The organism is Pontibacillus sp. ALD_SL1 (assembly GCF_017355605.1).
This window is the reverse complement of the sequence record NZ_CP062974.1, coordinates 1,739,358-1,764,745: the sequence shown is the minus strand read 5'-3', so window position 1 is coordinate 1,764,745 and position 25,388 is coordinate 1,739,358. Positions and strand designations below refer to the sequence as shown.

Genomic DNA, 25,388 nt, shown 5'->3' with positions numbered 1-25,388 from the left:
TCCCTTACGCTTCAGAAGGACGAACTTCACAAACAGCAATGCGGTTTTCTGAAATCCAATTCTGTATATGATTCATTACATCTTTTTTTGTTAATTTTTCAATTTCAGGAAGAACTTGAAACAAATCAATTCCTAAATGACGGTATTGAACGAAAGTAGTGGCAATAAACTCAAGAGAGTTCATTGAACGTAAGAACTGCCCAATTCGCTTCTTCTTCATACGCTCAAACTCTTCATCAGTAAGTTCACGTTCTTTCAATTCATGAAGCATTTCTTTAACCCTCTTTTGAAACTTTTCTGGTTCTCGAGTATTCCCGCCTAAAATGGTGAAACCGAACGTCTTATGAAGATGTGTTTCGAAAGAGAAGCTATCATCAACAAGATCTTCTTTATAAAGCTTTTCAAAGTATTCTCCACTTTTAGAGAAGAAGTGATCTAAAACCATGCTCTTAATCATATCCGTTTGTAAGAATGTATCTTTCGTTAAGCTTGAAGTGTCCTCTTTCACACCCACTAAGCATTTCGATACAGATACGGGCATCTCAATTACTTTATGCTTATTAGCAACCTCTTTGGGCTCACTTGGATAAGAGCGCTTAATATCTTCTGGAGGCGCGAAAGATTTCGAACTCTGGTTGTCTTCTATCTGCTTCATCATTGTTTCAGGGTCAAAGTTACCTGCTAAGAAAAAGGTCATATTTGATGGATGATAGAACGTTTCATAGCAAGTATACAAGTCCTCTTTCGTAATGTTCTGAATCGAATCAACAGTACCAGCTATATCAATTTTGACAGGATGCTCTTCAAAAAGACTCTGAATGGTACCAAAGAAAGATCTCCAATCTGGCTGATCATCATACATACGAATCTCTTGAGCAATTATGCCTTTTTCCTTTTCAACAGACTCATCTGAAAAATAAGGGTTCTGAACAAAATCTAAAAGAGTTTGAACATTTTCTGAGATCTGACTTGTTGCTGAAAATAAGTAAGCTGTACTTGTAAAAGATGTGAACGCGTTCGGTGAAGCACCTTGCTTTGAAAAGTCCTGGAACACGTCGCGGTCTTCTTTTTCAAAAAGTTTGTGTTCTAAAAAGTGAGCAATACCTTCTGGTACAGTCACTTGCTCATCCTTACCAAGCGGTGTAAAAGTCTGATCTATAGAGCCATATTCAGTTGTAAAAACAGCAAATGTCTTAGCCATTTCTCGTTTAGGCAGTAAATAAACCTCTAAGCCGTTCTCAAGCTTTTTAGAATACAGTGTTTCTTGTATTTGATCATAGTTAGTCGTCTTCATTATTCATTTCCCCCTTCTTCTTTCGTTAAGAAGTAGACGGTGTCTAGCGCTACTTTCTTCGCTACCTGTAAAACATCTTCGTGAGTAACACGCTCAACGTTTTCAATTATCTCATTAGGTGTCACCGTCGATCCAGACAGCACCTGATGATACATTAATTCGATTAAGCCATGTTGGCTGTCCATCGTTTCTCTTAGTTGGTTAACAACAAGTTGCTTTGTTTCTTCAACATCTTCTTCAGAAAACTCCCCTGCTTTCATGGCGTCCATTTGCTTTTCAATAATATCTTTGGCTTGTTCATAATCGTTAGGATCAATACCTGAAAAGACAAGTAAAAGACCTTTATGACTCTCAAATCGAGAAGCGGCATAATAAGCCAGACTATGCTTCTCACGAACATTCATAAACAATTTCGAAGACGGAAAACCACCAAAAATACCATTAAAGACTTGTAAAGCATAATAATCTTTATCACCATATCGAATTGAAGTCCGATAGCCAAGATGAAGCTTCCCTTGTTGAATGTTTTGACGTTCAACAATTTCCTTTACTTCCGAAGGTGCATCTTGTTGAGTCGTTCCGTTTTCCGAACGTTTCGGGGTAGACTCTCTCTTAATCGTTTCTTGAACAAGTTGCTGAACCTCATTAGCGTCTAAGTTCCCTTGTACGTACACATCCATATCATCATTTGATAACATATCTTTGTAATATGCATATAAGTTCTCTGCAGTAATGTCAGTAAGGTCTTCTTCGTAACCGTGAACATGGAAACGGTAAGATTCTTCTTTACACATTTCATCAATAAGGCGAGTGTTTGCGTAACTCATTTTATCATCTTTCAATGACTTAATCTTTTGAGTTAGAGTCTGCTTCTCACGATCAACGATTGTATTATCAAGCGCTTCACCTTCTACCTTAGGATGGAAGATGATTTCATTTATAAGAGCTAACCCTTGCTTTAATAAAGATTCATCCCCTGAGAGCATTTCATCATTTGGAATCTCCATCCTGAAAGTCATTACGTGATCTTCTCCTTTTTTAGAAGAATCTACGCTTAGTACAGCACCGTAAAGACTATCTAAAGCTGTGCGAAAGGCTCGAGCAGAAGGATAGTTGTTTGTGGCTTGTTGTAACACATAAGGTAAAAGAGCCCTCTTTGTGATGACCTCTCGACTCAGAGGTGACTTCAATTTAACAGCAATGGTATTCGTTTTATATTTTTTCGTAGGGATCATATGTAAATGATATCCCTCTTGTTTGAACACTTGTTCTTCAATGGTTGACATCAAACTTCCTCCTTCGTGAGTCACACTATTTATGGTTAGCTTATCTTAATGTATGAAAAACTATCCAATAGTTTAAGTATTCTTTGATTGTAACGTGTTTTCTTTTAGAATGCGAATAAAGAGAAGTATTACACTAAATACAAAGACGCTACCCTCCCCTCATAGAATAAACCAAAGGAGAAGGTAACGCCCTATTACTTTACAACGGATTTAGATTGAGACTGTACACTTGCATCTTTCTGCCGATCCAATAAACTGACAGTCACGAATACGAGTGCTGATAAGGGTAACGCGTAGAATAAAGGATCAATATGTGTCCATGGAAACGCAAGTAAAGCATCTTTCCCAAATAACGCTTGTGATAAACCAAGGACTCCCGACTCTTTTACATGAAGAAACAGAAACCCTAGTATACTAACAGCGAATCCTGTAATGATGCTGAAGATCGCTCCATTTTTAGAAGCCCTTTTCCAAAATAGTGCTCCCATTAATGTAGGAAGAAACCCAGCTGCACATATCCCAAACCAAAATGCAGTTGCTCTAGCAATAACCCCTCCTGGTAATACGTAGGCTAGCCCAATAGCAGCTAACATTCCCACAATCACCCCTAAGCGAGTCATACCTTGACCATTCCTTCCCCATTTCACTCCAATGGACTTCATAATATCTTCCCCAAATGCTGAGGCTTGTAAATGCACAAGAGAGCTAATCGTTGAAATGGTTGCGGACAACAAGGTGAGGGTAAATAAGTAAATGAACCATTCAGGCATCAGACTATTGATAAATTTAGGTATAACTAAATCAGAATTTCCTTCTGCTGCAGTAATCGATAATTGGCCTGCCGTTTCCATGAAATACACATTGCTTAGCGGACCAATTATAAAAGCTGCACCAGTCATAAAGAAAATAAATATCCCACCAATTAAAACAGAACGGTATAAGGCTTTGTCATCTTTAACCGTCATACAGCGCATCATAAGCTGCGGCTGCGCTAGAACACCAATTCCAACACCCATAATAATTGTGCTTACAAGGGTCCACCACAAAGGACTTCCAAGCACAGGCATACTCGTCCACCCTTGATGTCCCCCTGATGCGAGAGATTCAGGGACCATATCTTTTAACGCAGTTAACGCTGCATGCCCATCAACCACACCTCCCACAGCCTGATAGGTAACCACTAGAAACACTACCATACCAATAAGCATAATCACTGCACCAAAGGCATCAGTGTACATAACTGCCTTAATGCCCCCACTTATAACATATAAAGCTATAATTGCAGCCAAAATGAAGAGGGAAAGGTTAAAGTTTAAAGACAATGATTCTTGCAGAAAGCGACCTCCCCCAATCAACACGATACTTGTATAAGCTGGCATGAATATAAAAATCATAGCGCCCGCAAAGATCGTAATAAATTTAGACCCATAACGCTTTCCTAATAATGAAGGAAATGTGGATGCATCTAGTTCAATGGATAACCTTCTAATTCGGGTACCAAAAACTGCGAATGCCACGAAAATCCCTAGTACAATATTTAAAAATGCTAACCAGAGAAGCCCCATACCAAAAATGGATCCAACTCCCCCAAAACCAACTAGCGCAGATGTACTAATAAATGTTGCCCCATAAGATAGCGCCATTACAACTGGGTTAATATTTCTTCCACCAAGTAAGTAATCAGATTCTGTTACTGTCTTTTTATAACCATAATAAGCTAACCCTGACATAATCCCAATATAGACTATACAAAGTGGGATTAAGATAGACATCGTCATCAGCTATTCCCCCCTTTATTCCACATCATTGCGCCGTAAACCACACACCCAATTGTTGAAAGTACGGTCAAAATCCAGATTACAGCAATAGATACACTTTCCATGCCAAGCATAGATATCTCCCCCTCCCCTTAAAAGAAAACGCTTTCAATTTAACGCCTGATATTTTTTCTGAATTTTCACATATTAATGTACCATAAGCTCTCATGCTTTAAAAATACTCAAAACATCGCCGACCTATATGAAATATGTATAGAAAATCTTGTTGACCCATATCAAAAGCCTCTTCATATGAAAGGGAGGGGGGGGGAATAGAGAGGAATAATAAAAGCCCCCAATGATGATCATTGGGGGCTTCATTAACGCACATCTAACTCTATAAGACTAAGAGATTATCGACTACCTTTTATGTAAGGTGTGCCGATTGCTTTAGGAGCTTCAGCTCGTCCTATAAAGCCAGCCAGCGCTAGAATTGTAAGTACATAAGGAGCAATTAACAAGAAGACTGGTGGAATGCTCTCTAATAAAGGAATTCCAGCTGCTACATCACTCAAACTCTGTGCGAAACCAAAGAAAAAGGCTGCACCCATAGCTCCTAATGGATGCCATTTACCAAAGATCATAGCCGCAAGCGCCATAAACCCTTGACCACTTATCGTAGCACCTGAGAAGTTACCTGTAATGGTTAAGGCAAAGACTCCTCCACCAAGACCTGCTAATATACCTGATAAGATCACACCAATATAGCGTGTGCGATACACATTAATGCCATTTGTATCAGCTGCCATTGGATGTTCCCCAACTGAACGAAGTCGAAGCCCAAATGGTGTTTTAAAGATAACAAACCACACTACAAAAGCTAGAATTACCGCCACATAAGACGTAACATGGTGCGTAAAGAACATTTCTCCAATAATAGGGATATCACTCAAGAGAGGAATATCTTTTGTATATATTGGTTGTGATACTTGTCCAGTTTGACCCGCGCCATATAATTCTTGTACTAAAAATAGGGATACTCCTAATGCAAGGAAGTTAATGGCTACACCACTCACTACCTGGTCCGCACGAAAAGAAACGGATGCTACTGCATGGATGATCGCAAATAATCCAGATATAATTGCAGCTAGCAAAAGAGAAGCATAAGGTGTAAAACCTCCAAGCGTATCTGCCATCATTAAATTTGTGACGATTGCTGTAAACGCCCCCATAACCATTAGACCTTCAAGACCAATGTTTACAACGCCTGCACGTTCACTGAATACCCCGCCAAGAGCTGTTAAAATGAGAGGGGCAGCATAGAAAATCGTTACCGGAATAATCGCTAGTAAAATATCAATGATATTCATTTATTTCCCCTCCCTTTTAACGCGCGTTAAAGCCCAACGAATAATATAACCTGATGCAACAAAGAAGATAATTAAAGCGACTATGATATCTACTAACTCTTTAGGAATGTTTGCCACAAGCGGCATACTTCCCGCTCCGTTTTTAAGAGTTCCAAATAAGAAAGCTCCAAACACAGAACCAAGTGCAGTATTACCACCAAGTAACGCTACGGCGATCCCATCAAAACCAATGTTTGTAAAACTAGATTGAACAAACATGTTCCCGTATGTACCGAGACCTTGCATAGCACCAGCAACTCCTGCAAATGAACCAGAGATTAAGAATGAGTAAACAATATTACGGTTTACGTTCATACCTGCGTAATTGGAAGCATTTTGATTAAAGCCTACAGACCGAAGCTCATATCCTTTTGTAGTTTTTTCCAATATAAACCACATGACAAACGCAAGTGCTAAAGCAATGACCGCTCCCCAGTGAAGACGAGAGCCTGTCCAATTATAAAACATCTGAGAAGATAACGATGCCGTATCAGCTACACGATCTGTACTATCCAAACGATCTGTTAAAACATTTCGAATTAATGCGTTACATGTGTAAAGAGCAATGTAGTTCATCATAATGGATACAATAACTTCATGAACACCAAATTTAGCTTTAAGAAACCCTGGAACAAATCCCCATAAAGCTCCTGCTACACCTGCTGATAAAATGGCAAGTGGAAGGTGAATAATCATAGGTGCTTCAAACGAAATCCCCACCCACACAGAAGCTAACCAGCCTACAAATACTTGTCCTTCTACACCAATATTAAATAGACCTGTTCTAAAAGCAAATGCAACAGCAATACCAGATAAAATTAGAGGCGCTACTTTAACAATTGTCTCACCTGTAAAATATGAGTTCCCAAAAGCTCCTTCATACAATGCACCGTACCCTTCAATAGGATTGTAGCCAAAGCTCAGCATTATAATGGCTCCAGCTAATAACCCTAGAATGACAGAGATGATTGGTATTAAAACATTAATAAATCGTTGATTACTAAGCATTAGCTTTCACCTGCTTTCTTTTCAACTTGGCTTCCGGCCATTAACAACCCTAACTCTTGTTCAGTCGTATCCTCTGGTTTTACGTTAGCTACGATTTGACCGTCAAACATAATGGCAATCCGGTCACTCACATTTAAGATTTCTTCAAGTTCAAACGATAAGAGTAATACAGCCCTACCTTTATCACGTTCTTCAATTAACTTCCCGTGAATAAACTCAATAGCCCCAACGTCCAAGCCACGAGTAGGTTGTGCCGCAATTAGCAAATCGGGTGACCGATCTACTTCACGTCCGATAATGGCTTTTTGTTGATTTCCTCCAGATAATGCACGAGCTGGTGTGTGTTCACTCGGAGTCCGAACATCATATTCCTGAATAAGTTTATTTGCCTGCTTATAAATCTCTTTATAATTTAAAATCCCCATTGATGAGTATGGCTTTTTATAGTAGTTTTGCAAAACCATATTCTCACCTATCGGAAAATCAAGAACAAGTCCAAATTTATGCCTGTCCTGAGGTATGTGTGCTACCCCTGATTCTGTCACTTTTCGTGGTGTGAAATGAGTAATGGTTTCATTGTTTAATAGAATTGAGCCAGATTCGACTTTTCTAAGTCCAGCTACTGCTTCAATAAGCTCACTCTGACCATTTCCGTCAACACCAGCTATCCCAACGATTTCACCCGCTTTAACATCCAGGTGCAACCCTTTAACCATTTCGGCTCCTCTTGCATCTTTGACGCGAAGATCAGAAATCTTAAGGACTTCTTCTTTGGGGTGTGCTGGTGTCTTCTGTGTGCTGAAGCTAACTTCACGCCCCACCATAAGTGACGCAAGTTCTGTTGTAGACGTTTCATTGACATTTACTGTACCAATACCCTGCCCTTTTCGAATAACAGTACAACGATCGCACACTTCCATAATCTCTTTTAGCTTATGTGTAATTAATATAATAGATTTCCCTTCTTGAATGAGGGTTCTCATAATATCAATTAATTCATGAATTTCCTGCGGTGTAAGAACAGCTGTAGGTTCATCAAGGATGAGAATATCAGCCCCTCGGTATAGTGTTTTTAAAATCTCAACCCTTTGTTGCATTCCTACAGATATATCTTTGATCTTCGCTGTTGGATCAACTTTAAGTCCGTAGCGCTCTGAAATCTCTTGCACTTCAGCTTCAGCCTTCTTGATATCGACTGTCCCGGATTTCTTGGGTTCAGAGCCTAAAATAATATTTTCTGTTACGCTAAACGTATCAACGAGCATAAAGTGCTGGTGCACCATTCCAATACCCAAGTCGTTGGCAATATTAGGATTGGTAATCTTCACCGGCTTCCCATTAACCCGTATTTCCCCTTTCTCAGGCTGGTATAATCCAAATAACACGTTCATTAATGTTGATTTACCAGCTCCATTTTCCCCCAGTAAAGCATGAATTTCGCCTTTTTCCACTTGTAAATTAATGTTATCGTTGGCTACTATCCCAGGAAATTCTTTACGAATATTTAACATTTCAATAACATAGTCCACTTTATTCACTCCCCCACTTCCATTAGAAAACACGATATCCTAACAAATGAATACCGGGTTCTTACTCCCTTTGTTAAGAAAAGCAAAACAAAGGATAAAATCAGCAAATGAAAAAGACCGGCTGCAAAGAGATCCTTTTCATTTGATGATTTTTTTACCAAGAAGGCACAAAAGAGGCTGCCTTACGAGAAAAGATCAGCCTCTTCCGCCCTGACTATTACCTACAAGTTTTCAAGGTAAGTCGCAAGCTCGTCACGATCTTGCGGAACTTCTACTTCACCACTTGTAATTTTTTCTTTCCATTCTTGTACAGCTTGTTTAATTTCATCAGTGTATGCTTCTTCATTTGTTTCAGCAACGCTTACTGCGTCATCACTAAGACCGTATGCAATCTGCTCTCCACCTGGAAACTCGCCATTCATTGCTTGCTCAGCAACATCCGCTACAGCAATGTCAACGCGTTTGATCATTGAAGTGAATGTTACGTTGTTGTCACCAACCTGACCTTCTTCATACTGGTCACGGTCTACACCGATTACCCATACATCTTCTTCAGGGTTGCTTTGTTTAATGTCTTTCGCTTGGTTGAATACACCAACACCTGTACCACCGGAAGCATGGTAGATAATATCGATACCGCTGTTATACATGTTACTAGCGATTGATTTACCTTTTGCTGGTTGATCAAAACCACCCGCATACTGTACTTCTACTTCGATATCTGGATTTACAGATTTTGCTCCTGCTTCAAATCCTGCTTCAAATTTGTTGATAAGGAAACCGTCTACACCACCAACAAATCCGATCTTGTCTGTTTTGGTTTTCTTAGCTGCAGCAACACCTACAAGGAACGAACCTTGGTGTTCTTTGAACGTGATACTAGCAACGTTCGGCTGCTCTACAACATCATCCACAATTGAGAATTGAGTGTCTGGATTTTGCTTTGCTACATTCTCAATGTCATCGTGTAGCTTATAACCAATACCATAAATTAAGTTATACCCTTGTTGTACAAGGCGATTTAAGTTTGGAGCGTAGTCTGTCGCTTCATTTGACTGTAAGTATGTGTACCCATTTCCCTCTTCTAATCCGTTATCATTACCAAATTTCTTAAGGCCTTCCCACGCTGATTGGTTAAACGATTTGTCGTCTACCCCACCAACATCAGTAACCATAGCTACTGAGAAATCACTATCGCTACCAGATGCATTCTCTGAGGAACCATCTTCTGAGCTTGTATCAGTTTCTTCTGTATCTTCATTGTCAGAACCACTATCAGAATCTGTAGAAGCATCATCTGATGAACCACACGCAGCTAGAATCATGCCAAGCGCTAGTAGTAACGCTAATAGTAAAATACGACTTTGTTTCAAATTCATTACCCCCTAAGAATTTAAAAAGATTAATAGATTAAAGACACTTCATACGACCTGCTTCCGCTTAGGCCCACCACCTCCTTAAAATTCCATCAAAATGTAAGCCCTTACACTCTTTTTCGCAATACATGGAATCCAAACGTATCTGGTCTGAAATAGTTACTCGAATACAGAACTGGCTCGTCATCGGTTGTATAATGCATCTGCTTTAATAAAAGAAGGGGTTGGTCAGGATCACAATTTAATATTGTTGAAATACGCTCCTGGTACCCGACTGGTTCAATAAAAGTGACCGCATAACTTACTACTTTTTCACTGTATTCCTCTAATAACTGAAACATTGAATCTTCTTTGTGTACGTGCTCTAAAGGGATTAATCCTTTTGGGATTTTATCCACACAATAGACTACAGGTTCCTCATCCGCTGTTCTGACTCTTTCGACTTTTGCTAATTTTTCGACATGGAATGGATAAAATTTTTTAACGTCCTCTTCAGTAGCTTCCAAAATCTCGGTAGACAAATATTGACTCCCAGGTTTCATGCCACCTCTTTCGATCATTTCCGTGACACTAAACAATTCTTCAATACCTGATGAAAAGATTGGTTTAGCATTCACAAAAGTTCCTACACCGTGACGTCTTGTTACAATATTCTCTTCTTCTAATATTCTTAAAGCCTCACGTAATGTAGCTCTCGAAACACCTAGTAACTTGGACAACTGAAACTCAGAAGGAAGCTTCTCCCTCTCTTTATAGGTTCCGTTCTCGATATCTTTCTTAATTTGATCAATGACTTGTAAATATAAATGGCGTGTATCTGTTCTTATACTCATGTGTAGTTCACTCCAAGCGTTTTCTCTTATAAGAGATCTGACATCTGACGTTCGACTCATCATATTCGAGATTAATATAACACTTTTATGAGTATAAATAAATAGAATTCTACTATTTTTATCAAAATATCCTCATTTCTGACATTAATTAGTTAGCTTCCATTCACCCCTTTCACTGGCATACATGAACGTAAGCGATTTCTCAATACTGTATGACATAAAAAAAAGAAAGACACATTGGTGTCTTTCTTTATGAAGATATTTCCTCTGATGATTGTGAAGCAAGAACCTCTCTTGGCTTACTCCCCTCATAAGGCCCTACAATTTTGCGATCTTCCATAGCATCAATCAATCTTGCTGCACGAGTATAACCTATTCGAAATCTTCGTTGTAACATTGAAACGCTAGCACTTTGCATTTCTAAAACTAAGGATACAGCCTCATCATATAAATCATCGTCCACCTCTTGTTTTACTTCACTTTCTTCTTCAGGGATCATCTCTTCCTCATATTGAGCTTTCTGTTGTTCTACACAATGGTTTACAATACGTTCTACTTCTTCATCTGATAAGAACGCCCCTTGAACCCGGGTAGGTTTTGAAGAACCTACAGGGATGAATAACATATCCCCTCGCCCAAGCAATTTCTCAGCTCCACCTGAGTCTAAAATCGTCCGTGAATCAGTTTGGGAAGATACGCTAAATGCAATCCTAGATGGGATGTTGGCTTTAATAACACCTGTAATAACATCAACAGATGGACGCTGCGTAGCAATAATAAGATGAATGCCTGCAGCACGCGCCATTTGGGCTAGACGCGTAATAGCATCTTCCACCTCATTTGATGCAACCATCATTAAGTCTGCAAGCTCATCAACTAGAACTACAATGTAAGGGAGTTGGGGCTGAGAATCCTCACTTTCAGCATTATGTTTCCTTATATGTTCATTGTAACCTTCAATATTTCTCGTAGCCGTATCTGAAAACAGCTCATATCTTCTTTCCATTTCAGAAACTACTTTTTTCAACGCCCGGGATGCTTTCTTTGGATCTGTAACAACGGGAGCTAAAAGGTGCGGGATACCGTTATAAACATTCAGCTCTACTTTCTTCGGATCAATCATCATCATTTTTACTTCATGTGGTTTGGCTCTCATTAAAATACTGGTAATAATGCCATTAATACACACACTCTTACCACTTCCTGTAGCACCTGCTACTAATAAGTGAGGCATCTTATTTAACTCAGACACAATGGCATCACCTGAAATATCTCTTCCAAGTCCAAATAATAGTTTAGAATCTGCTTGACTCTGATGAGGCTCTATAACCTCTCTCAAGCTAACCATGGCGACTTCTTGATTTGGAACTTCGATTCCTACCGCTGACTTGCCTGGAATCGGGGCTTCTATACGAATATCTTTAGCCGCTAAAGCAAGTGCGAGGTCATCATGTAAGTTTACGATCTTACTTACTTTCACACCAACATCAGGATATACCTCGTACTTCGTCACGGATGGGCCTACATGGACCTTTGTTACTTTAGCTTTCACACCAAAACTATGGAACGTTTGTTCAAGTTTCTTTACCGTAGCTTGTATTTTTGAACGTTCTTGTTGCTGCGTGTTTTGAGTCGGTTCTGCTAATAAGTCTAACGAAGGCAACTGATAATCGACGTTTTCCATTTCTGTGAGAGGTAGAGTTTCAGCCAAACCTTCCTCGTCTCCATGAACTTCTTGAGCGCTCTGAGCTGTTGATTTCTTTTCAGAAGGCTTTTCTTGTTTATATGCATTGTCCGTAAAATCTTGGATAATTGGAGAAGAGAGTCCCTCCTCTGATTCTCGCTCAGATTCTGGTTGTTTGCCTTGTTTACTTCCATTTCCATACTCAATCGGAGCTTCTTCCTGATCTTCCTTCTCATCTTTATCTTTTTGACGTTTCTCTTTATATTGCTCTCTTTGTTCTTTCACAGAAGACCACTGATGACCCATAAACTCTTTCCCTTTACCAAGTATGCTTCTTAAAAGGTCTCCTAAAGAAATTTCAGTTAAGAATAAAATTCCTACAATCATGGCAAAGACTGAAACAATCTTGGCCCCTGTTGGTGCAAACAAATAGTAGGTGAACGCAAATAAACTTCCGCCGATTAACCCGCCTCCTAATTGAGATGAGGAAATAGTCCCTTGGGTATAGGCTTGGTAGTGATTCCACGTCACCTTTAAAATAGATGGCTCCACGTTATCTTTCATCACTGCTTCAAATGTTTGAACATGCGTTAAGAGGAGTATGGCTGCAAACAAAATATAAAAGCCTATAAACCGTTTATGTATAAACATAGGCCATTTTCGTTGCACCATTAAGTAAATTCCCACTACAAATAGAAAAATAGAAACAATAAAGTACCATATTCCAAAGAAGAATTGGAATAAGTGTTCTAAACTGTTCGGAATCGCTCCACCGGAAATTGCGCTGGCACCACTGCCGAAAACTGATAAGAATATAAATAACAGACCAATAAGTTCAAATTTTACTTGGTCTTTTACCTGTGTTTTCTTTTGCTTCTTTTTTTGACGTTTTTTTGCCATTCGCTCACCATCTTTCAAGCAAGTATAGTAAATTGCTCAATTAAATGAGCAATCTCCATCTCTTAGCTACTATAATATTTCTAAAAAGAGAACAAGAAATCCTGCAACATAAACTGTTACAGGATGTCCATACCAAAGTATGCCTCGTTTGGATAGGCAATCCTTCAGACCCTATTATAGCATAAAAAGAAGCGAACAAATATACCCATTCCTTAGGTACTTAGGCCGTTTGTCAGAATCGTCCCGGGCAAATATTGTTGATTTAAATAATCCTGAGGATCTGTAGATAACAATTGAACGAGTTGATAAGATCCGTCATCAAGCTGTTCAACTCTACACATTTTTCCGTCTATTGTCATTGTTTGATGTTTCTCGTAGCTAGATAGATCATCTTCGATAATGTCATAGTCACTTAAAGGAGTGTAGTGGATCATTGGATCACCTGCTGATCTTGCTGTTTATTTTCACCAATTAACTCATTCAGTTTCTTCATAGCGTGGCTAACCCCGCCAACTGCATCAATCAAACCACATTCTACTGCATCATCTCCGATGACATTAGTTCCTATATCACGAGTTAAATTTCCCTTTGCAAACATTAAGTCTTTAAACTTCTCTTCTGTTACGTTTGAGTGATGTGTAACAAAGTTAATAACGCGCTCTTGCATTTTATCTAAATACTCAAATGTCTGTGGCACACCAATTACGAGTCCTGTTAATCGAATAGGATGAATAGTCATTGTAGCTGTCTCTGCTATAAAAGAATAATCTGTCGCCACCGCAATTGGTACTCCAATAGAGTGTCCTCCTCCAAGGACAATGGAAACAGAAGGCTTTGATAAGGAAGCAATCATCTCAGAAATGGCAAGACCTGCTTCTACATCCCCTCCAACGGTGTTTAACAACACAATGACACCTTCAATCTTAGGGTTTTGTTCAATAGCAATAATTTGAGGTATTAAGTGTTCGTATTTTGTAGTTTTATTTTTAGGAGGGAGTTGTACATGTCCCTCTACTTGACCAATAATAGGTAAAATGTGAATGTTTGAGTCTGGTGCTTGTGGTACATTGGATTGACCTAATTGTTGAATTTTTTGCATTAATGAAGACTGTGAATTTTGATCTTGCTCTTGCTCCTGGTCCTGGCCCTTTTTTGTCGTTTCTTCTTTTCCCATAATTACTCGCTCCTTTCATCATTATTCCTAGTATGAGCGAACTGAAAAAGAAGCATGCACCTTTTACAAAATACACTTATTAAACCAGCATGATTTATAAAAAATTCTCTAAATAGGTTGCCATTTTTAGTAATTGGCTCTGTTAGTTTTAAGGTTTTGTTCCATATAAGCCCCCTTATACGGAAGAAAGAGGTCGACGAGATCCCGCAGGGTGGTTTTCCCGAGGAAGCTCGACAGCTCGCCCGCGGAAAGCGAGTGGTTCCCAAGACACCCCGAGCTCTCAACAAAATAACGGCCCCATTTACACTAAAATATCTCAGCTTCGAGTCTTCAACAATCCTGCCCTTTTCTTGAAGAAAGCTCTTAGTAATAAATAACAACGCTAAAACTTTAACAGTGACTAATGATATGTAAATCATATAATACAAAATAAAAGCTCCCTGATTAGTAAATCAGGGAGCTTAACATTATTTAAAAGGATCTAGAGCTTTAGACAGTGTGCTTCTCTCTTCTGCAGATAAAGGAATAAGTGGAAGGCGCACTCCGCCTACATCTAATCCTTTCATTTGAAGAGCTGTCTTAACAGGTGTTGGAGATGGTGCCATGAAGCAGGCATTCATCACAGGGAGTAGCTTTTGATGAAGTTTAGCTGCTTTACGAGAATCTCCTTCTCGCAATTCACGGATCATCTCTTGCATTTCATTACCAATAACATGAGCAGATACCGAAACGATTCCATTTGCGCCAACAGCAACTGAAGGGAGGGTAAGACTATCCTCACCACTATAAACGCTGAAATCGTCATCTGTATTAGAGATTAATTCTGTCATGGCGTCTAAATCACCACTAGCATCTTTAACAGATACAATATTTTCAATTCTAGACAAACGAGTAATCGTATCTATATCCATATTAACAACAGAACGTCCAGGGATGTTATATAGCATTACTGGTAGAGACGTTTCTTTAGCAATTGTACTAAAATGCTGAAAGAGCCCTTCTTGGCTTGGTTTGTTGTAATAAGGAGCGACTAACATAATACCATCTACGCCAGTCTGTTCTGCCTTTTTCGTTAATTCAATGGAAGCATGTGTATTGTTGCTTCCCGTTCCTGCAATTACTGGAACCCGGTTGTCAACGACGCTAACAACATGTTCACACAAAGCAACCTTTTCTTCTGATGTTAACGTAGGTGATTCGCCTGTAGTCCCAGCAATAACAAGACCGTCAGATCCATTTTCAATTAAGTAGTTGACGAGTTGTGTTGTCTTATCTAGATCTAGATTCCCGCGATTGTCAAATGGCGTCACCATAGCCGTCAATACATTTCCAAAGTTCATAATAATGCTCCTTTCTTTAATTATTCGTCTAATTGTAGCTGAAATGTTTTATGAAGGGCATTAACAGCTTGCTTTAGATCTTCATCTTTCACAAGTACCCAAATGGTCGTATGACTATCTGCAGATTGCAAGATTTGAACCCCTGCAGAGGTTAGTGTATGAACAATTTTAGCCGCGATACCAGGTACTCCAGTTATTCCAGCCCCAACAGTAGAGACTTTTGCACAATTATGAGTAATTTCTGGTTCATAACCTAGCGCTTCTAAAATATCTCGTGCTTTAGATGTGTACATATCCGGAATCGTGTATACAACTCCCTTAGGGGAAATATTAATAAAGTCCACAGATATACCTGCTTCAGCCATTGATTTAAATACCTCAGACTGGAGCTGGTAAGGCTCATCTTTAGCAAAAACTTTAATTTGCGCAATTCCAGACAAATGAGCAATTCCTGTTACCGGACGATCCGGGATGTCTTTGCCTCTTCCATCATGTCTAGATTGCGTGACGAGTGTACCGAAATCATCTGAATATGTCGAGCGTACTCGAATTGGCACTTTTGCTTGCATAGCTATTTCGACTGCTCTAGGATGGATGACTTTTGCTCCTTGATAAGCCAAGTTAACAATTTCATTATAAGTCATAACCTTGAGAGGTCTTGCCGTCTCAACGATCCTTGGATCAGCAGTCATAATACCTTCTACATCTGTAAAAATATCAATATATTCAGCATCTAATGCAGCCCCAAGTGCTGCTGCGGAAGTATCGCTTCCACCACGGCCAATTGTAGTAACGTCACCAGATTCCGTTTGGCCCTGGAATCCAGCTACAACGGCAACATCTGAATACTGGAGTTCCTGCATGATGCGCTCGGGATTCATTGCCCGAATCTTTGCTTCGGTAAAATCATTACTCGTCACAAAACCAGCCTGAGCACCTGTTAAAGCAACAGAGCTTACGCCAGCGTTTTGCAATTCATTAGAGAAAACGACTGAAGAAATGACTTCGCCGCAAGAAGTTAATAAATCTTGTTCTCTTTTCGATGAGTTTGTGTTTGGGAAATCGATAAGACCTAAAAGGCTATCTGTTGCATAAGGATCCCCTTTGCGTCCCATTGCCGATACGACAACGACGACTTTATAGCCCTCAGTACGCGCCTTTTGAACATGGGCAATAGCCTTCTCTCGACTCTCTTCGTCTTTTACCGAAGTGCCTCCAAACTTTTGAACTAAAATCTTCATAAGGACACCTCTAATTATCTTTTCTTGTTGTTTAAATTACCCTATTACCACTACCAGGTAATAAAAGCTGCTCCAAGGAAACGATTATTGCTCAAAAAGAATCAGACGGCAGTCAACGGATGTTCACTACGCTGCCTGCCGTCTTCACAATGAATCTACTAAATACTTACTTTGAAAGCCACTCGTTTTGAACTAGACTTTCTGCAATCTGTACAGAGTTCCATGCAGCACCCTTAAGTAGGTTATCAGAAACAACCCACATATGGAAGCCACGAGGCTGATCCAAGTCTTTACGAATACGACCTACAAATACATCACGTTTACCTGTTGCATTTAAAGGTGTAGGGTAAACTTGATTACTAGGATCATCTTCTAAAACTAATCCAGGAGCATTGGCAACCGCTTCTTTTAAAGCCTCAACTGTTACATTATCCGTTTCTACTTCAATATAAACACTTTCGGCATGTGAAGTAAAGAACGGAAGCCTTACGCAAGTTGCCGCTACAGGTAATTCGTTCATATGCATTATTTTTTTCGTTTCATTAATCATTTTCATTTCTTCAAATGTATATCCATTTTCTTGGAATTTATCAATTTGAGGGAGTGCATTAAAAGCGATTGGATAATGATGCTCATCCCCACCAACTGGTAGGACTTCAGCTTTCATTTCTTCACCGTTCAAATAGGCTTCTGTTTGAGCTCTTAACTCGTCATTTGCTGGATTTCCTGCACCAGAAACAGCCTGGTAAGTTGATACAATAACACGGTTTAACCCGTATGAGCTTCGAATTGGCTCAAGTGCTGCCACCATTTGGATGGTTGAACAGTTCGGGTTTGCGATAATACCATTATGGTTAGCAAGGTCCCCCTCATTCACTTCAGGTACGACAAGAGGTACGTCGGCATCCATTCGGTATGCACTCGTATTATCGACAACGACAGCACCTCGTTTAACTGCTTCAGGTGCTAAAGATTTAGAAATTGAGCCCCCTGCTGAGAATAGAGCAATATCTACTCCTTCAAAGCTTTCCGGTGTTGCTTCTTGCACAATAATTTCTTTATCTTGAAAGCGCACGCGTTTACCAGCAGAGCGCTTGGATGATAACAACGTTAAGGTTTCAATTGGGAAATTACGATCGGCTAATGTTTCGATCATCTTTTCTCCTACTGCCCCTGTTGCTCCGACAACTGCTACATGATATTTTTTATTTTCGACCATAGTATGTTCTCCCTTCGTCCTTACGTTTTCTTCCTATATCTACATAAAAAGATTACTTTATATTCTATCACAACCTCAAATCTTCAAGATACCTATTTCTATCGTCATCTCTCAATTATTACTGGCTGAACTTGCTTAAATTCAAGAGCTGCTTCAATAGTCTCTACAAGTGAGTCCATACGCGCAACCATAGAATTTGGTTTTTTAACCGGATCATCCTGACCATAAGGTACAAAGAAGATATTCTTTGTTGCCATTAGTCTCATTAAATTGACCCCATTTAGTCCTAGTGCATCATTCGTTGAAATGGCTAATACGACTGGACTTTGATTCCGAAGAGTCGCTTTGGCTGCCATCAATACAGGACTATCTGTTAATGCATTTGCCATTTTGCTCATTGAGTTTCCAGTTAACGGAGCGATAACCATACAATCTAGTGGGCGTTTTGGTCCGAGGGGTTCCGCTTCAGGAATAGTCGAGATTAACTTTTCACCTGTGATCTCTTCGATCTTCTTTAAATGTTCTGCTGCTTCCCCAAAATACGTATCAGTCTTCTGCACCGTATAGGACACTACAGGCACCACCGTAGCACCTAAATCCATCAGTTTCTGCATTTGCGGAAAAACCTCTGAATACGTACAATGTGAACCTGTTAAACCAAAACCAATTGTTTTCCCCTTAAGTGACATATTTACGAACTCCCTTCACCTAGTTTTTCTATAATAATTTGAGTGACCACATTCGCCAAAATATTTCCCGCTGTCTTTGGTGCAACGATTCCAGGCAATCCTGGAGCTAGAAGTGCTTTCACACCTCGTTTTTCTGCATAACGAAAATCGGTACCGCCTGGTTTAGATGCCAAATCGATGATTAACGTGTGTGTCGGCATCGTTTGGATTACACTTGCTGTTACAACATGAGCAGGAATTGTATTGATGACAATATCGCTGTCCTGTGTATGTTCTTTAATATCTTTCATTGGAAATGGGATGAGTCCCATTTCGGATATACGTGCTAGATCCTCTGATTTTCTCGCTCCCACTTTGACTTTCGCTCCTAAAGATGCAAACACACGCGCTACACTCATCCCAACGCGACCAAGACCAAGTACAGTCACCTTCGAAGAGTGGATTGTGAAATCAGTGTGTTGAATCGCCATCATAATGGTTCCTTCTACGGTTGGAATAGAATTGTAGATGGCAACGTCATTGCGGTCGAATAAAGGAATGAGCGTTCGCTTTGTTTCATCTGTAATGCCTGTTAAATATTTATTAGTAATCCCAGTAAAGATCAGACAGTGCTTAGGTGTCTTCTCTAACCATTCCTTCGTTACGGAAAGAGATTGATTTGAAAATATTGTATCGATTTTCCCGTCTGGGTTTGTTCCTGGCACAGGTAGAATGACCGCATCAAGCCTGCCAGGATCCACTTCATCAAAATCGACTTGCTTCGCCCCTGTAAAGCCATGATCCAGTTGATCGAAACCTGTAAGAATTAAGGTCGCATCCCATTCACTTAGTCTGCGAATAACCTCCAATTGCCTCGCATCTCCACCTAGAATTCCAATTGTATATCCAGTTAGCATTCCATTCACCTCGCCTTGCATGGAATAATATCTCTTGATTCCCTCCTATCCTATGAGGGGTGAAATCGAATGGTGAATGTCTTATGTAAATCATCTTTCCTTCCCTTTCCTCAAAGGAATAGTATTCCGCATAAGCCCCCTTATGTGGAATACTTGAAGCTGAGATGTTTAAGCTGGAAAGGACCGTTATGTTTGATGAGTGGTAGGGCTAGCTCGGGGACAACTAGGTTAACGGTCCCGGAATCACACCAAGTAATCTTGCTTCTTCTCGCATGGCTTGTTTCCGTTCAGACTAATGTGGCAAAGGTGGGCCTGGAAACTGCGAGACTCCCGTGGGCAGAAGAGCCAGTCTAGTTCCCCACAGGAAAGCGAGTGGTTTCCAGGCCCGCCTTACACTCAATTAAAGCTAACGGGAACATTCTCTCAGCTTCGAGTCTTCAACAATTCTGCCCTATTGTTGAATAGTACAATAATCAATCGTTTTAGAGAAAAGAGTAGGGGTTTAGAGTAGAAGAATTAAAAAACCGCTCTGAGTTATATAACTCAGAGCGGTTTATGGGCTATTCATATGGGGATAGCTGCATTTTATTCTTTTGGATCAATGATAATCATGTCATCCCCGATTTTTTGAATATCGGACCAGTGAAGTTTTATTTCAGCTCCTTCTTTTTTCATTCCAAACCATTTGTAATTAGGAATAATGAAAGAATGGATATTTCCAGTGTTCGGATCGATTTCTAAATCCGTTTGCCCTAACACACCGAGTCTAGATCCGTGTCTTACATCTACAATCTCTTTCCCGCTAAGTTCACGATATCTCATAGTCATCGCTCCTTTATAAAACTCTATGAAGGAAAGGAACGTCGTATGAACACCATCTACTCTTCAATCGGTGAAATAATAGAAGAAGATTGATTTCCAGTGAATACAGCCTTTAAGACATGGTCTACAGATTCGTGCGTTACGCTATCAATTTGAGCCACCATTTCATCTAGTGTTCGGTGACGGCCTAACATAAGTTCATTTTTACCATTTCGACTCATTCGGCTATTGGTGCTCTCAAGCCCTAGCATGATACTTCCTTTTAGCTGCTCTTTACTGTTTTCAAGCTCTTTATTGGATAATCCATCACGAATAAATTCATTTACCGTGGTATCGATTGTTTCTTGAAGCACTCCTAATTGATCTTTACCTGTACCACCATAAATCGTTAAGAGACCACTGTCTGCGTGAGAACTGTGGTAAGAAAAGATGGAATAAGCTAACCCTCGTTGCTCACGAACTTCCTGGAACAACCTAGAGCTCATGCTTCCCCCTAAAACATTATTCAAAACAACTAAGCTAAATACGCGGTCATCTCCGATTGGAAGACCGTCATATCCTAAGCAAAGATGAGCCTGTTCTGTATCCTTTTTCCGACGAATGGCACCTGTTTGAAAAGCAGGTTTAGTAAATGGATCTGGACTACGTTGACTCGTATAGCCTCCAAAGCGATCTTCTACGTCTTTAAAGAATGATTCGTCAACATTTCCTGCTACTGAAACGACTACATTACCCGGAATATATTGCTGATCCATATAAGACCTGATGGATTCTGGTGTAAATGACTTTAGCGTTTCTTCTGTACCTAGTATTGGATAACCTAATGGATGGTTGCCATATGTAGCCTGGGCCAATAAATCGTGGACGATATCATCAGGTGTATCTTCATACATTTTAATTTCTTCAAGAACTACTTTCTTCTCACGATCCATTTCTGTTTCATCAAACGTAGAGTTAAAGAACATGTCTGATAATATATCAAGAGCTTTCTTGGCATGTGTATCCAATACTTTTGCATAGTAGCACGTATACTCTTTTGAGGTAAACGCATTAACTTGTCCGCCAATCGAATCAAAACTCTCAGCTATTTCACGAGCAGAACGTGTTTTTGTGCCTTTAAAGAACATGTGCTCAATAAAATGAGAGATTCCGTTGTTTTGTTCATTTTCATTTCTAGATCCCGTTTTCACCCATACTCCAATGGTAACAGAGCGGACGTTCGAGATTTCCTCCAATACGATTCTAAGCCCGTTGGAGCAGGTATATTTTTTAACCAAAGGTCATCCTCCTAAAATTAGTGCTTAATCGATGAGTATATTACTTTAAGCGTTTCTCATCTAACATCTTGGTGACTGTATCTATTGTATAGCCTTTTTGTTTAATTTTCAAAATAAGGTCGTTTAATCCATTTTGCACAGATGTTGTAGGGTGCATGAGCACAAATGAGCCACCTTCTAACTTACTCATAACTCTTCCAATCATAACTTCTGGAGCAGGCTTTTTCCAATCTATTGTGTCAACCGTCCACAAGATCGTCTCCATTCCTAGAAGGTCAGCCTGTTCAACCACTTCATCTGTCCAACTACCACTTGGAGGAGCAAACCATTTTGGTTTTTCCCCTGTGATAGCTTGGAGGATATCGTTCGTTTGCTTAATTTGTTTTTGTATTTCATTTCTAGATATTTTCGCCATGTCAGGATGGTTGTATGCATGGTTACCAATTTCATGACCCTCATCTTGAATCATCTCGACAAGATCTACATTCTTATTGGCCCATTTTCCTTCAATAAAAAAGGTAGCTTTCACTTTATTCTTTTTAAGTATGTTTAAGATATCAGGAATATATTCTTCTCCCCAGGAAACGTTGATATTTAAAGAGACCATTTGTTTGTCAGGGTGACCTCTAAAGATGGGTGCTGCAGGTAGATCGTTAAGAGAGACTTCTGGTTTAGTTTGTTTATATACGAGTAACGATTCATCAAACTTCCCCTTCTTCTTCATCTTTTTATAAGATTTGTCGATGTCTACCTCAAGACCGTTTAACCCAGGCATCTTCTTCCACACATCATGAATGACCGCATCCTCTGCAGGTTTCCCATATTCACGAGCCTTCTCTTCAATTTCCTTATAAAGCGCATCCTCCGTATTCGCAACAGGTGTCGCTTGATCCTTCATACTCGTCAAATAAGAAGAGGAATAAGGATTCTCAAACGCCTTATAAGAAACCAGCACCATACAAACAAACACCACAATCGGCACAAACCGCCTCATCACCACCACTCCCCTCTACCACAACCTATGTGAAGAAAGGACAAGGTAGAACAGAAAAGCGCAGGCGGGGTGCCCAGGGCCGTACGGATAAGCAAGATGGCGGAAATAAGCGTAGCTTATTGTAGTCAGATTGCTTATCTCGCTAGGCCCTCCCCGCCGGAGCTAGACATCACAGAAAAGCGCAAGGGGCTTCATAATAAAAGAGGAAGCTCGACTAAAACCGTCACGTCCTGTGACAACGTCGAGCGACCCCACATCGTGTGGGGCCGGATAAGCAAGCTACTGTAAGTCTGCGCAGCAGACTGGAGGTAGATTGCTTATCTCACTAGCCTCTAGCCCCTGGAGCTGGACACCCGAAAAGCACAATCACAACCTCATAAAACCAACATCTAAAATGAATCAAATAATTATGTATAAAAAAAGAAACTGGCTCGCCAGCTCCTTTTTGCTATACTACTCTGTAGTTTCTTGTTGTTTCTTTTCTTCAATGATGACGTCTTTGTGAGATAGGTTAACACGACCTTGATTGTCGATTTCTTTAACCTTAACCTTCAACTGATCTCCAATTGCTACAACGTCTTCTACTTTACCTACTCGTTCTTCAGCTAGTTGAGAAATGTGCACTAAGCCGTCTTTCCCTTTAAATAGCTCAACAAAAGCACCAAATTTCTCGATACGTTTAACAGTACCAAGGTACGTTTCTCCAACTTCAACTTCTCGAACCAAGTCTTCGATGATCTGTTTTGCATTACGGTTCGCTGCTGCATCTGTAGATGAGATGAAGATTTTACCGTCTTGCTCGATATCGATTTTAACACCTGTTTCTTCGATAATCTTGTTGATTTGTTTACCACTTGGTCCAATAACGTCACGAATCTTATCAGGCTTAATCGCCATTGTAAGAATTTTCGGAGCGTATGCAGAAAGCTCTTCACGTGGCTGTTCGATTGTCGCGATCATGCTATCAAGGATTTCTTTACGTCCAGCTTTCGCTTGTGTAAGTGCATCCTCTAGAATTGAGCGAGATAGACCTTCAATCTTAATATCCATTTGTAGAGCAGTTACACCTTTTTCTGTACCTGCCACTTTAAAGTCCATATCTCCAAGGAAGTCTTCCATACCTTGAATATCAGTAAGAACTGTATAATCTTCGCCTGATTTCACAAGACCCATCGCAATACCAGCTACAGGTGCTTTAATCGGAACACCAGCATCCATCATTGCAAGTGTACTTGCACAAATACTTGCTTGTGACGTTGAACCATTAGATTCTAATACTTCTGACACAAGACGTACCGTATAAGGGAAGTCCTCTTCTGATGGTACCACTTTCTCAAGAGCACGCTCACCTAATGCACCGTGGCCGATTTCACGACGACCTGGTCCACGCATTGGGCCTGTTTCACCAACACTAAAGTGAGGGAAGTTGTAGTGGTGCATAAAGCGTTTCGATTCTTCTAAATCGAGACCATCAAGAATTTGAACATCACCTAAAGCACCAAGTGTACAAATGCTTAAGGCTTGAGTTTGTCCACGAGTAAACAATCCAGAACCGTGTGTACGAGGTAAGACTCCTACACGAGAAGACAATGAACGAATTTCTTCCGGTTTACGCCCGTCTGGACGGATCTTTTCTTTCGTGATTAAGCGACGAACTTCTTCTTTGACGATTTTATCAAGAACAGATTTGACTTGACTAATCTTTTCGCTCTCAGCCTCAGCTTCTTCGTATTCAGCAACCACGTTGTTCTTAACTTCTGTGATCGCTTCATCACGAGCATGCTTTTCTTCTGTCTGAATTGCTTTTACTAGTGCGTCTTTTGCTTTGCCTTCAACTTCTGCAACGATATCTGCATCAAGTTCAAACAGCGTTATCTCACGTTTAGCTTTTCCAACTGCTTCTACTACTTCTTCTTGGAAAGCAACAAGGCGCTTGATTTCTTCATGACCATACATAATTGCTTCTAACATGACTTCTTCAGGTACTTCATCCGCTCCTGCTTCTACCATGTTTACAGCATCTTTTGTACCAGCTACTGTTAGTTGAATGTCGCTTTTCTCTTGTTGTTCAATCGTTGGGTTGATGATAAACTCTCCATCAACACGACCTACAATTACACCTGCGATTGGACCGCTAAATGGAAGGTCCGAAATAGACAATGCAAGGGATGATCCTAACATTGCTGCCATTTCTGAAGAACAATCCTGATCCACACTCATTACTGTACTAATTACTTGTACTTCATTACGAAAGCCGTCAGGGAAAAGAGGACGGATTGGGCGGTCGATTAGACGTGAAGCAAGAACTGCTTTCTCACTTGGACGTCCTTCACGCTTAATAAATCCACCTGGAATTTTACCTACAGCATATAATCTCTCTTCGTAATTTACAGTAAGAGGGAAAAACGGCAAGTCTTTTGGCTCTTTAGATCCTGTTGCGGTTGCTAAAACAGATGTGTCTCCGTATTGCACCATACATGCTCCACTTGCTTGTTTAGCTAACTCTCCAATATCAATACGTAAAGGGCGGCCAGCAATTTCGGTGGAGAAAACTTGTTTTTCTTCTGCCATTTGTATGTTAACACCTCTCATACTCGATCTTATATTCTCATTCTTATTGTGCATAAGATTCCTCTTATGTATTAATTTTAGCTATAGAA

The 25,388-nt window shown here is 40.0% G+C and carries 21 protein-coding genes; all 21 read right to left on the bottom strand.

Features of this window, described 5'->3' with window-relative positions; translation table 11 throughout:
- Positions 1-4 precede the first annotated feature (4 nt).
- The 21 genes from yfmH to pnp all read right to left on the bottom strand — a co-directional run bounded on the left by yfmH (position 5) and on the right by pnp (position 25,299).
- Positions 5-1,294: an EF-P 5-aminopentanol modification-associated protein YfmH gene (yfmH, locus tag IMZ31_RS08860; RefSeq protein WP_207530139.1), complete on the bottom strand. Its 1,290-nt coding sequence runs from the start codon at positions 1,292-1,294 to the stop codon at positions 5-7.
- The gene (gene yfmF / locus IMZ31_RS08855) at positions 1,294-2,580 is read right to left on the bottom strand and encodes an EF-P 5-aminopentanol modification-associated protein YfmF (protein WP_207530138.1); all 1,287 of its coding nucleotides are present in this window, start codon (positions 2,578-2,580) and stop codon (positions 1,294-1,296) included. Before yfmF ends, yfmH begins: the two co-directional genes overlap by 1 nt.
- 194 nt (positions 2,581-2,774) lie before the next feature.
- The gene (locus IMZ31_RS08850) at positions 2,775-4,358 is read right to left on the bottom strand and encodes a sodium:solute symporter family protein (RefSeq protein ID WP_207530137.1); all 1,584 of its coding nucleotides are present in this window, start codon (positions 4,356-4,358) and stop codon (positions 2,775-2,777) included.
- Positions 4,358-4,471 carry a symporter small accessory protein gene (locus IMZ31_RS24745; RefSeq protein WP_371825491.1) on the bottom strand — a complete coding sequence of 38 codons (114 nt, stop codon included), beginning with the start codon at positions 4,469-4,471 and terminating at the stop codon, positions 4,358-4,360. The genes IMZ31_RS08850 and IMZ31_RS24745 overlap by 1 nt, the downstream gene beginning before the upstream one ends.
- 279 nt (positions 4,472-4,750) lie before the next feature.
- Positions 4,751-5,707: an ABC transporter permease gene (locus IMZ31_RS08845; protein WP_207530136.1), complete on the bottom strand. Its 957-nt coding sequence runs from the start codon at positions 5,705-5,707 to the stop codon at positions 4,751-4,753.
- On the bottom strand, positions 5,708-6,754 hold the full coding sequence (locus IMZ31_RS08840; protein WP_207530135.1) for an ABC transporter permease: 1,047 nt from the start codon (positions 6,752-6,754) through the stop codon (positions 5,708-5,710).
- Positions 6,754-8,283, bottom strand: coding sequence for an ABC transporter ATP-binding protein (locus IMZ31_RS08835; RefSeq protein ID WP_207530134.1), 1,530 nt, complete (start codon positions 8,281-8,283; stop codon positions 6,754-6,756). The genes IMZ31_RS08840 and IMZ31_RS08835 overlap by 1 nt, the downstream gene beginning before the upstream one ends.
- 221 nt (positions 8,284-8,504) lie before the next feature.
- Entirely contained in the window at positions 8,505-9,662 is a 1,158-nt protein-coding gene (locus IMZ31_RS08830) for a BMP family lipoprotein (RefSeq protein WP_207530133.1), read from the bottom strand.
- Between the two features lie 104 nt (positions 9,663-9,766).
- Entirely contained in the window at positions 9,767-10,492 is a 726-nt protein-coding gene (locus IMZ31_RS08825) for a GntR family transcriptional regulator (protein WP_207530131.1), read from the bottom strand.
- 250 nt (positions 10,493-10,742) lie between these two features.
- On the bottom strand, positions 10,743-13,076 hold the full coding sequence (locus tag IMZ31_RS08820) for a DNA translocase FtsK (protein WP_207530130.1): 2,334 nt from the start codon (positions 13,074-13,076) through the stop codon (positions 10,743-10,745).
- A gap of 212 nt (positions 13,077-13,288) precedes the next feature.
- Complete coding sequence (locus IMZ31_RS08815; protein ID WP_207530128.1) at positions 13,289-13,510, bottom strand: YlzJ-like family protein; 222 nt, start codon at positions 13,508-13,510, stop codon at positions 13,289-13,291.
- On the bottom strand, positions 13,507-14,250 hold the full coding sequence (locus IMZ31_RS08810; protein WP_036778823.1) for a ClpP family protease: 744 nt from the start codon (positions 14,248-14,250) through the stop codon (positions 13,507-13,509). The genes IMZ31_RS08815 and IMZ31_RS08810 overlap by 4 nt, the downstream gene beginning before the upstream one ends.
- 467 nt (positions 14,251-14,717) lie before the next feature.
- Positions 14,718-15,593 (bottom strand): 4-hydroxy-tetrahydrodipicolinate synthase, encoded by an 876-nt coding sequence (gene dapA, locus IMZ31_RS08805; RefSeq protein WP_207530350.1) that lies wholly within the window; start codon positions 15,591-15,593, stop codon positions 14,718-14,720.
- Between the two features lie 17 nt (positions 15,594-15,610).
- A complete protein-coding gene (gene dapG / locus IMZ31_RS08800) occupies positions 15,611-16,831 on the bottom strand; it encodes an aspartate kinase (protein WP_207530127.1) in 1,221 nt (406 codons plus the stop codon).
- 166 nt (positions 16,832-16,997) lie between these two features.
- A complete protein-coding gene (gene asd, locus IMZ31_RS08795; protein WP_207530126.1) occupies positions 16,998-18,050 on the bottom strand; it encodes an aspartate-semialdehyde dehydrogenase in 1,053 nt (350 codons plus the stop codon).
- A gap of 104 nt (positions 18,051-18,154) precedes the next feature.
- Positions 18,155-18,739: a dipicolinate synthase subunit B gene (gene dpaB / locus IMZ31_RS08790; RefSeq protein ID WP_036778812.1), complete on the bottom strand. Its 585-nt coding sequence runs from the start codon at positions 18,737-18,739 to the stop codon at positions 18,155-18,157.
- Between the two features lie 2 nt (positions 18,740-18,741).
- Positions 18,742-19,635 carry a dipicolinic acid synthetase subunit A gene (dpaA, locus tag IMZ31_RS08785; RefSeq protein ID WP_207530349.1) on the bottom strand — a complete coding sequence of 298 codons (894 nt, stop codon included), beginning with the start codon at positions 19,633-19,635 and terminating at the stop codon, positions 18,742-18,744.
- Between the two features lie 585 nt (positions 19,636-20,220).
- The gene (locus IMZ31_RS08780; protein ID WP_036778810.1) at positions 20,221-20,457 is read right to left on the bottom strand and encodes a YlmC/YmxH family sporulation protein; all 237 of its coding nucleotides are present in this window, start codon (positions 20,455-20,457) and stop codon (positions 20,221-20,223) included.
- 56 nt (positions 20,458-20,513) lie between these two features.
- Positions 20,514-21,734, bottom strand: coding sequence for a M16 family metallopeptidase (locus tag IMZ31_RS08775; protein ID WP_207530125.1), 1,221 nt, complete (start codon positions 21,732-21,734; stop codon positions 20,514-20,516).
- 40 nt (positions 21,735-21,774) lie between these two features.
- Positions 21,775-22,731 (bottom strand): polysaccharide deacetylase family protein, encoded by a 957-nt coding sequence (locus IMZ31_RS08770; RefSeq protein ID WP_371825490.1) that lies wholly within the window; start codon positions 22,729-22,731, stop codon positions 21,775-21,777.
- 450 nt (positions 22,732-23,181) lie between these two features.
- Complete coding sequence (pnp, locus tag IMZ31_RS08765) at positions 23,182-25,299, bottom strand: polyribonucleotide nucleotidyltransferase (RefSeq protein ID WP_207530348.1); 2,118 nt, start codon at positions 25,297-25,299, stop codon at positions 23,182-23,184.
- Between the last annotated feature and the right edge of the window lie 89 nt (positions 25,300-25,388).

Coding starts and splice junctions, on each gene's coding strand:
- asd (WP_207530126.1), bottom strand. CDS start 18,050: ATGGTCGAAAATAAAAAATATCATGTAGCAGTTGTCGGAGCAACAGGG.
- yfmF (WP_207530138.1), bottom strand. CDS start 2,580: ATGTCAACCATTGAAGAACAAGTGTTCAAACAAGAGGGATATCATTTA.
- IMZ31_RS08845 (WP_207530136.1), bottom strand. CDS start 5,707: ATGAATATCATTGATATTTTACTAGCGATTATTCCGGTAACGATTTTC.
- yfmH (WP_207530139.1), bottom strand. CDS start 1,294: ATGAAGACGACTAACTATGATCAAATACAAGAAACACTGTATTCTAAA.
- IMZ31_RS08815 (WP_207530128.1), bottom strand. CDS start 13,510: ATGATCCACTACACTCCTTTAAGTGACTATGACATTATCGAAGATGAT.
- dpaB (WP_036778812.1), bottom strand. CDS start 18,739: ATGTCACTTAAGGGGAAAACAATTGGTTTTGGTTTAACAGGTTCACAT.
- IMZ31_RS08850 (WP_207530137.1), bottom strand. CDS start 4,358: ATGACGATGTCTATCTTAATCCCACTTTGTATAGTCTATATTGGGATT.
- IMZ31_RS24745 (WP_371825491.1), bottom strand. CDS start 4,471: ATGCTTGGCATGGAAAGTGTATCTATTGCTGTAATCTGGATTTTGACC.
- IMZ31_RS08820 (WP_207530130.1), bottom strand. CDS start 13,076: ATGGCAAAAAAACGTCAAAAAAAGAAGCAAAAGAAAACACAGGTAAAA.
- IMZ31_RS08810 (WP_036778823.1), bottom strand. CDS start 14,250: ATGGGAAAAGAAGAAACGACAAAAAAGGGCCAGGACCAGGAGCAAGAG.
- IMZ31_RS08830 (WP_207530133.1), bottom strand. CDS start 9,662: ATGAATTTGAAACAAAGTCGTATTTTACTATTAGCGTTACTACTAGCG.
- pnp (WP_207530348.1), bottom strand. CDS start 25,299: ATGGCAGAAGAAAAACAAGTTTTCTCCACCGAAATTGCTGGCCGCCCT.
- IMZ31_RS08840 (WP_207530135.1), bottom strand. CDS start 6,754: ATGCTTAGTAATCAACGATTTATTAATGTTTTAATACCAATCATCTCT.
- dapG (WP_207530127.1), bottom strand. CDS start 16,831: ATGAAGATTTTAGTTCAAAAGTTTGGAGGCACTTCGGTAAAAGACGAA.
- IMZ31_RS08780 (WP_036778810.1), bottom strand. CDS start 20,457: ATGAGATATCGTGAACTTAGCGGGAAAGAGATTGTAGATGTAAGACAC.
- dpaA (WP_207530349.1), bottom strand. CDS start 19,635: ATGCTAACTGGATATACAATTGGAATTCTAGGTGGAGATGCGAGGCAA.
- IMZ31_RS08825 (WP_207530131.1), bottom strand. CDS start 10,492: ATGAGTATAAGAACAGATACACGCCATTTATATTTACAAGTCATTGAT.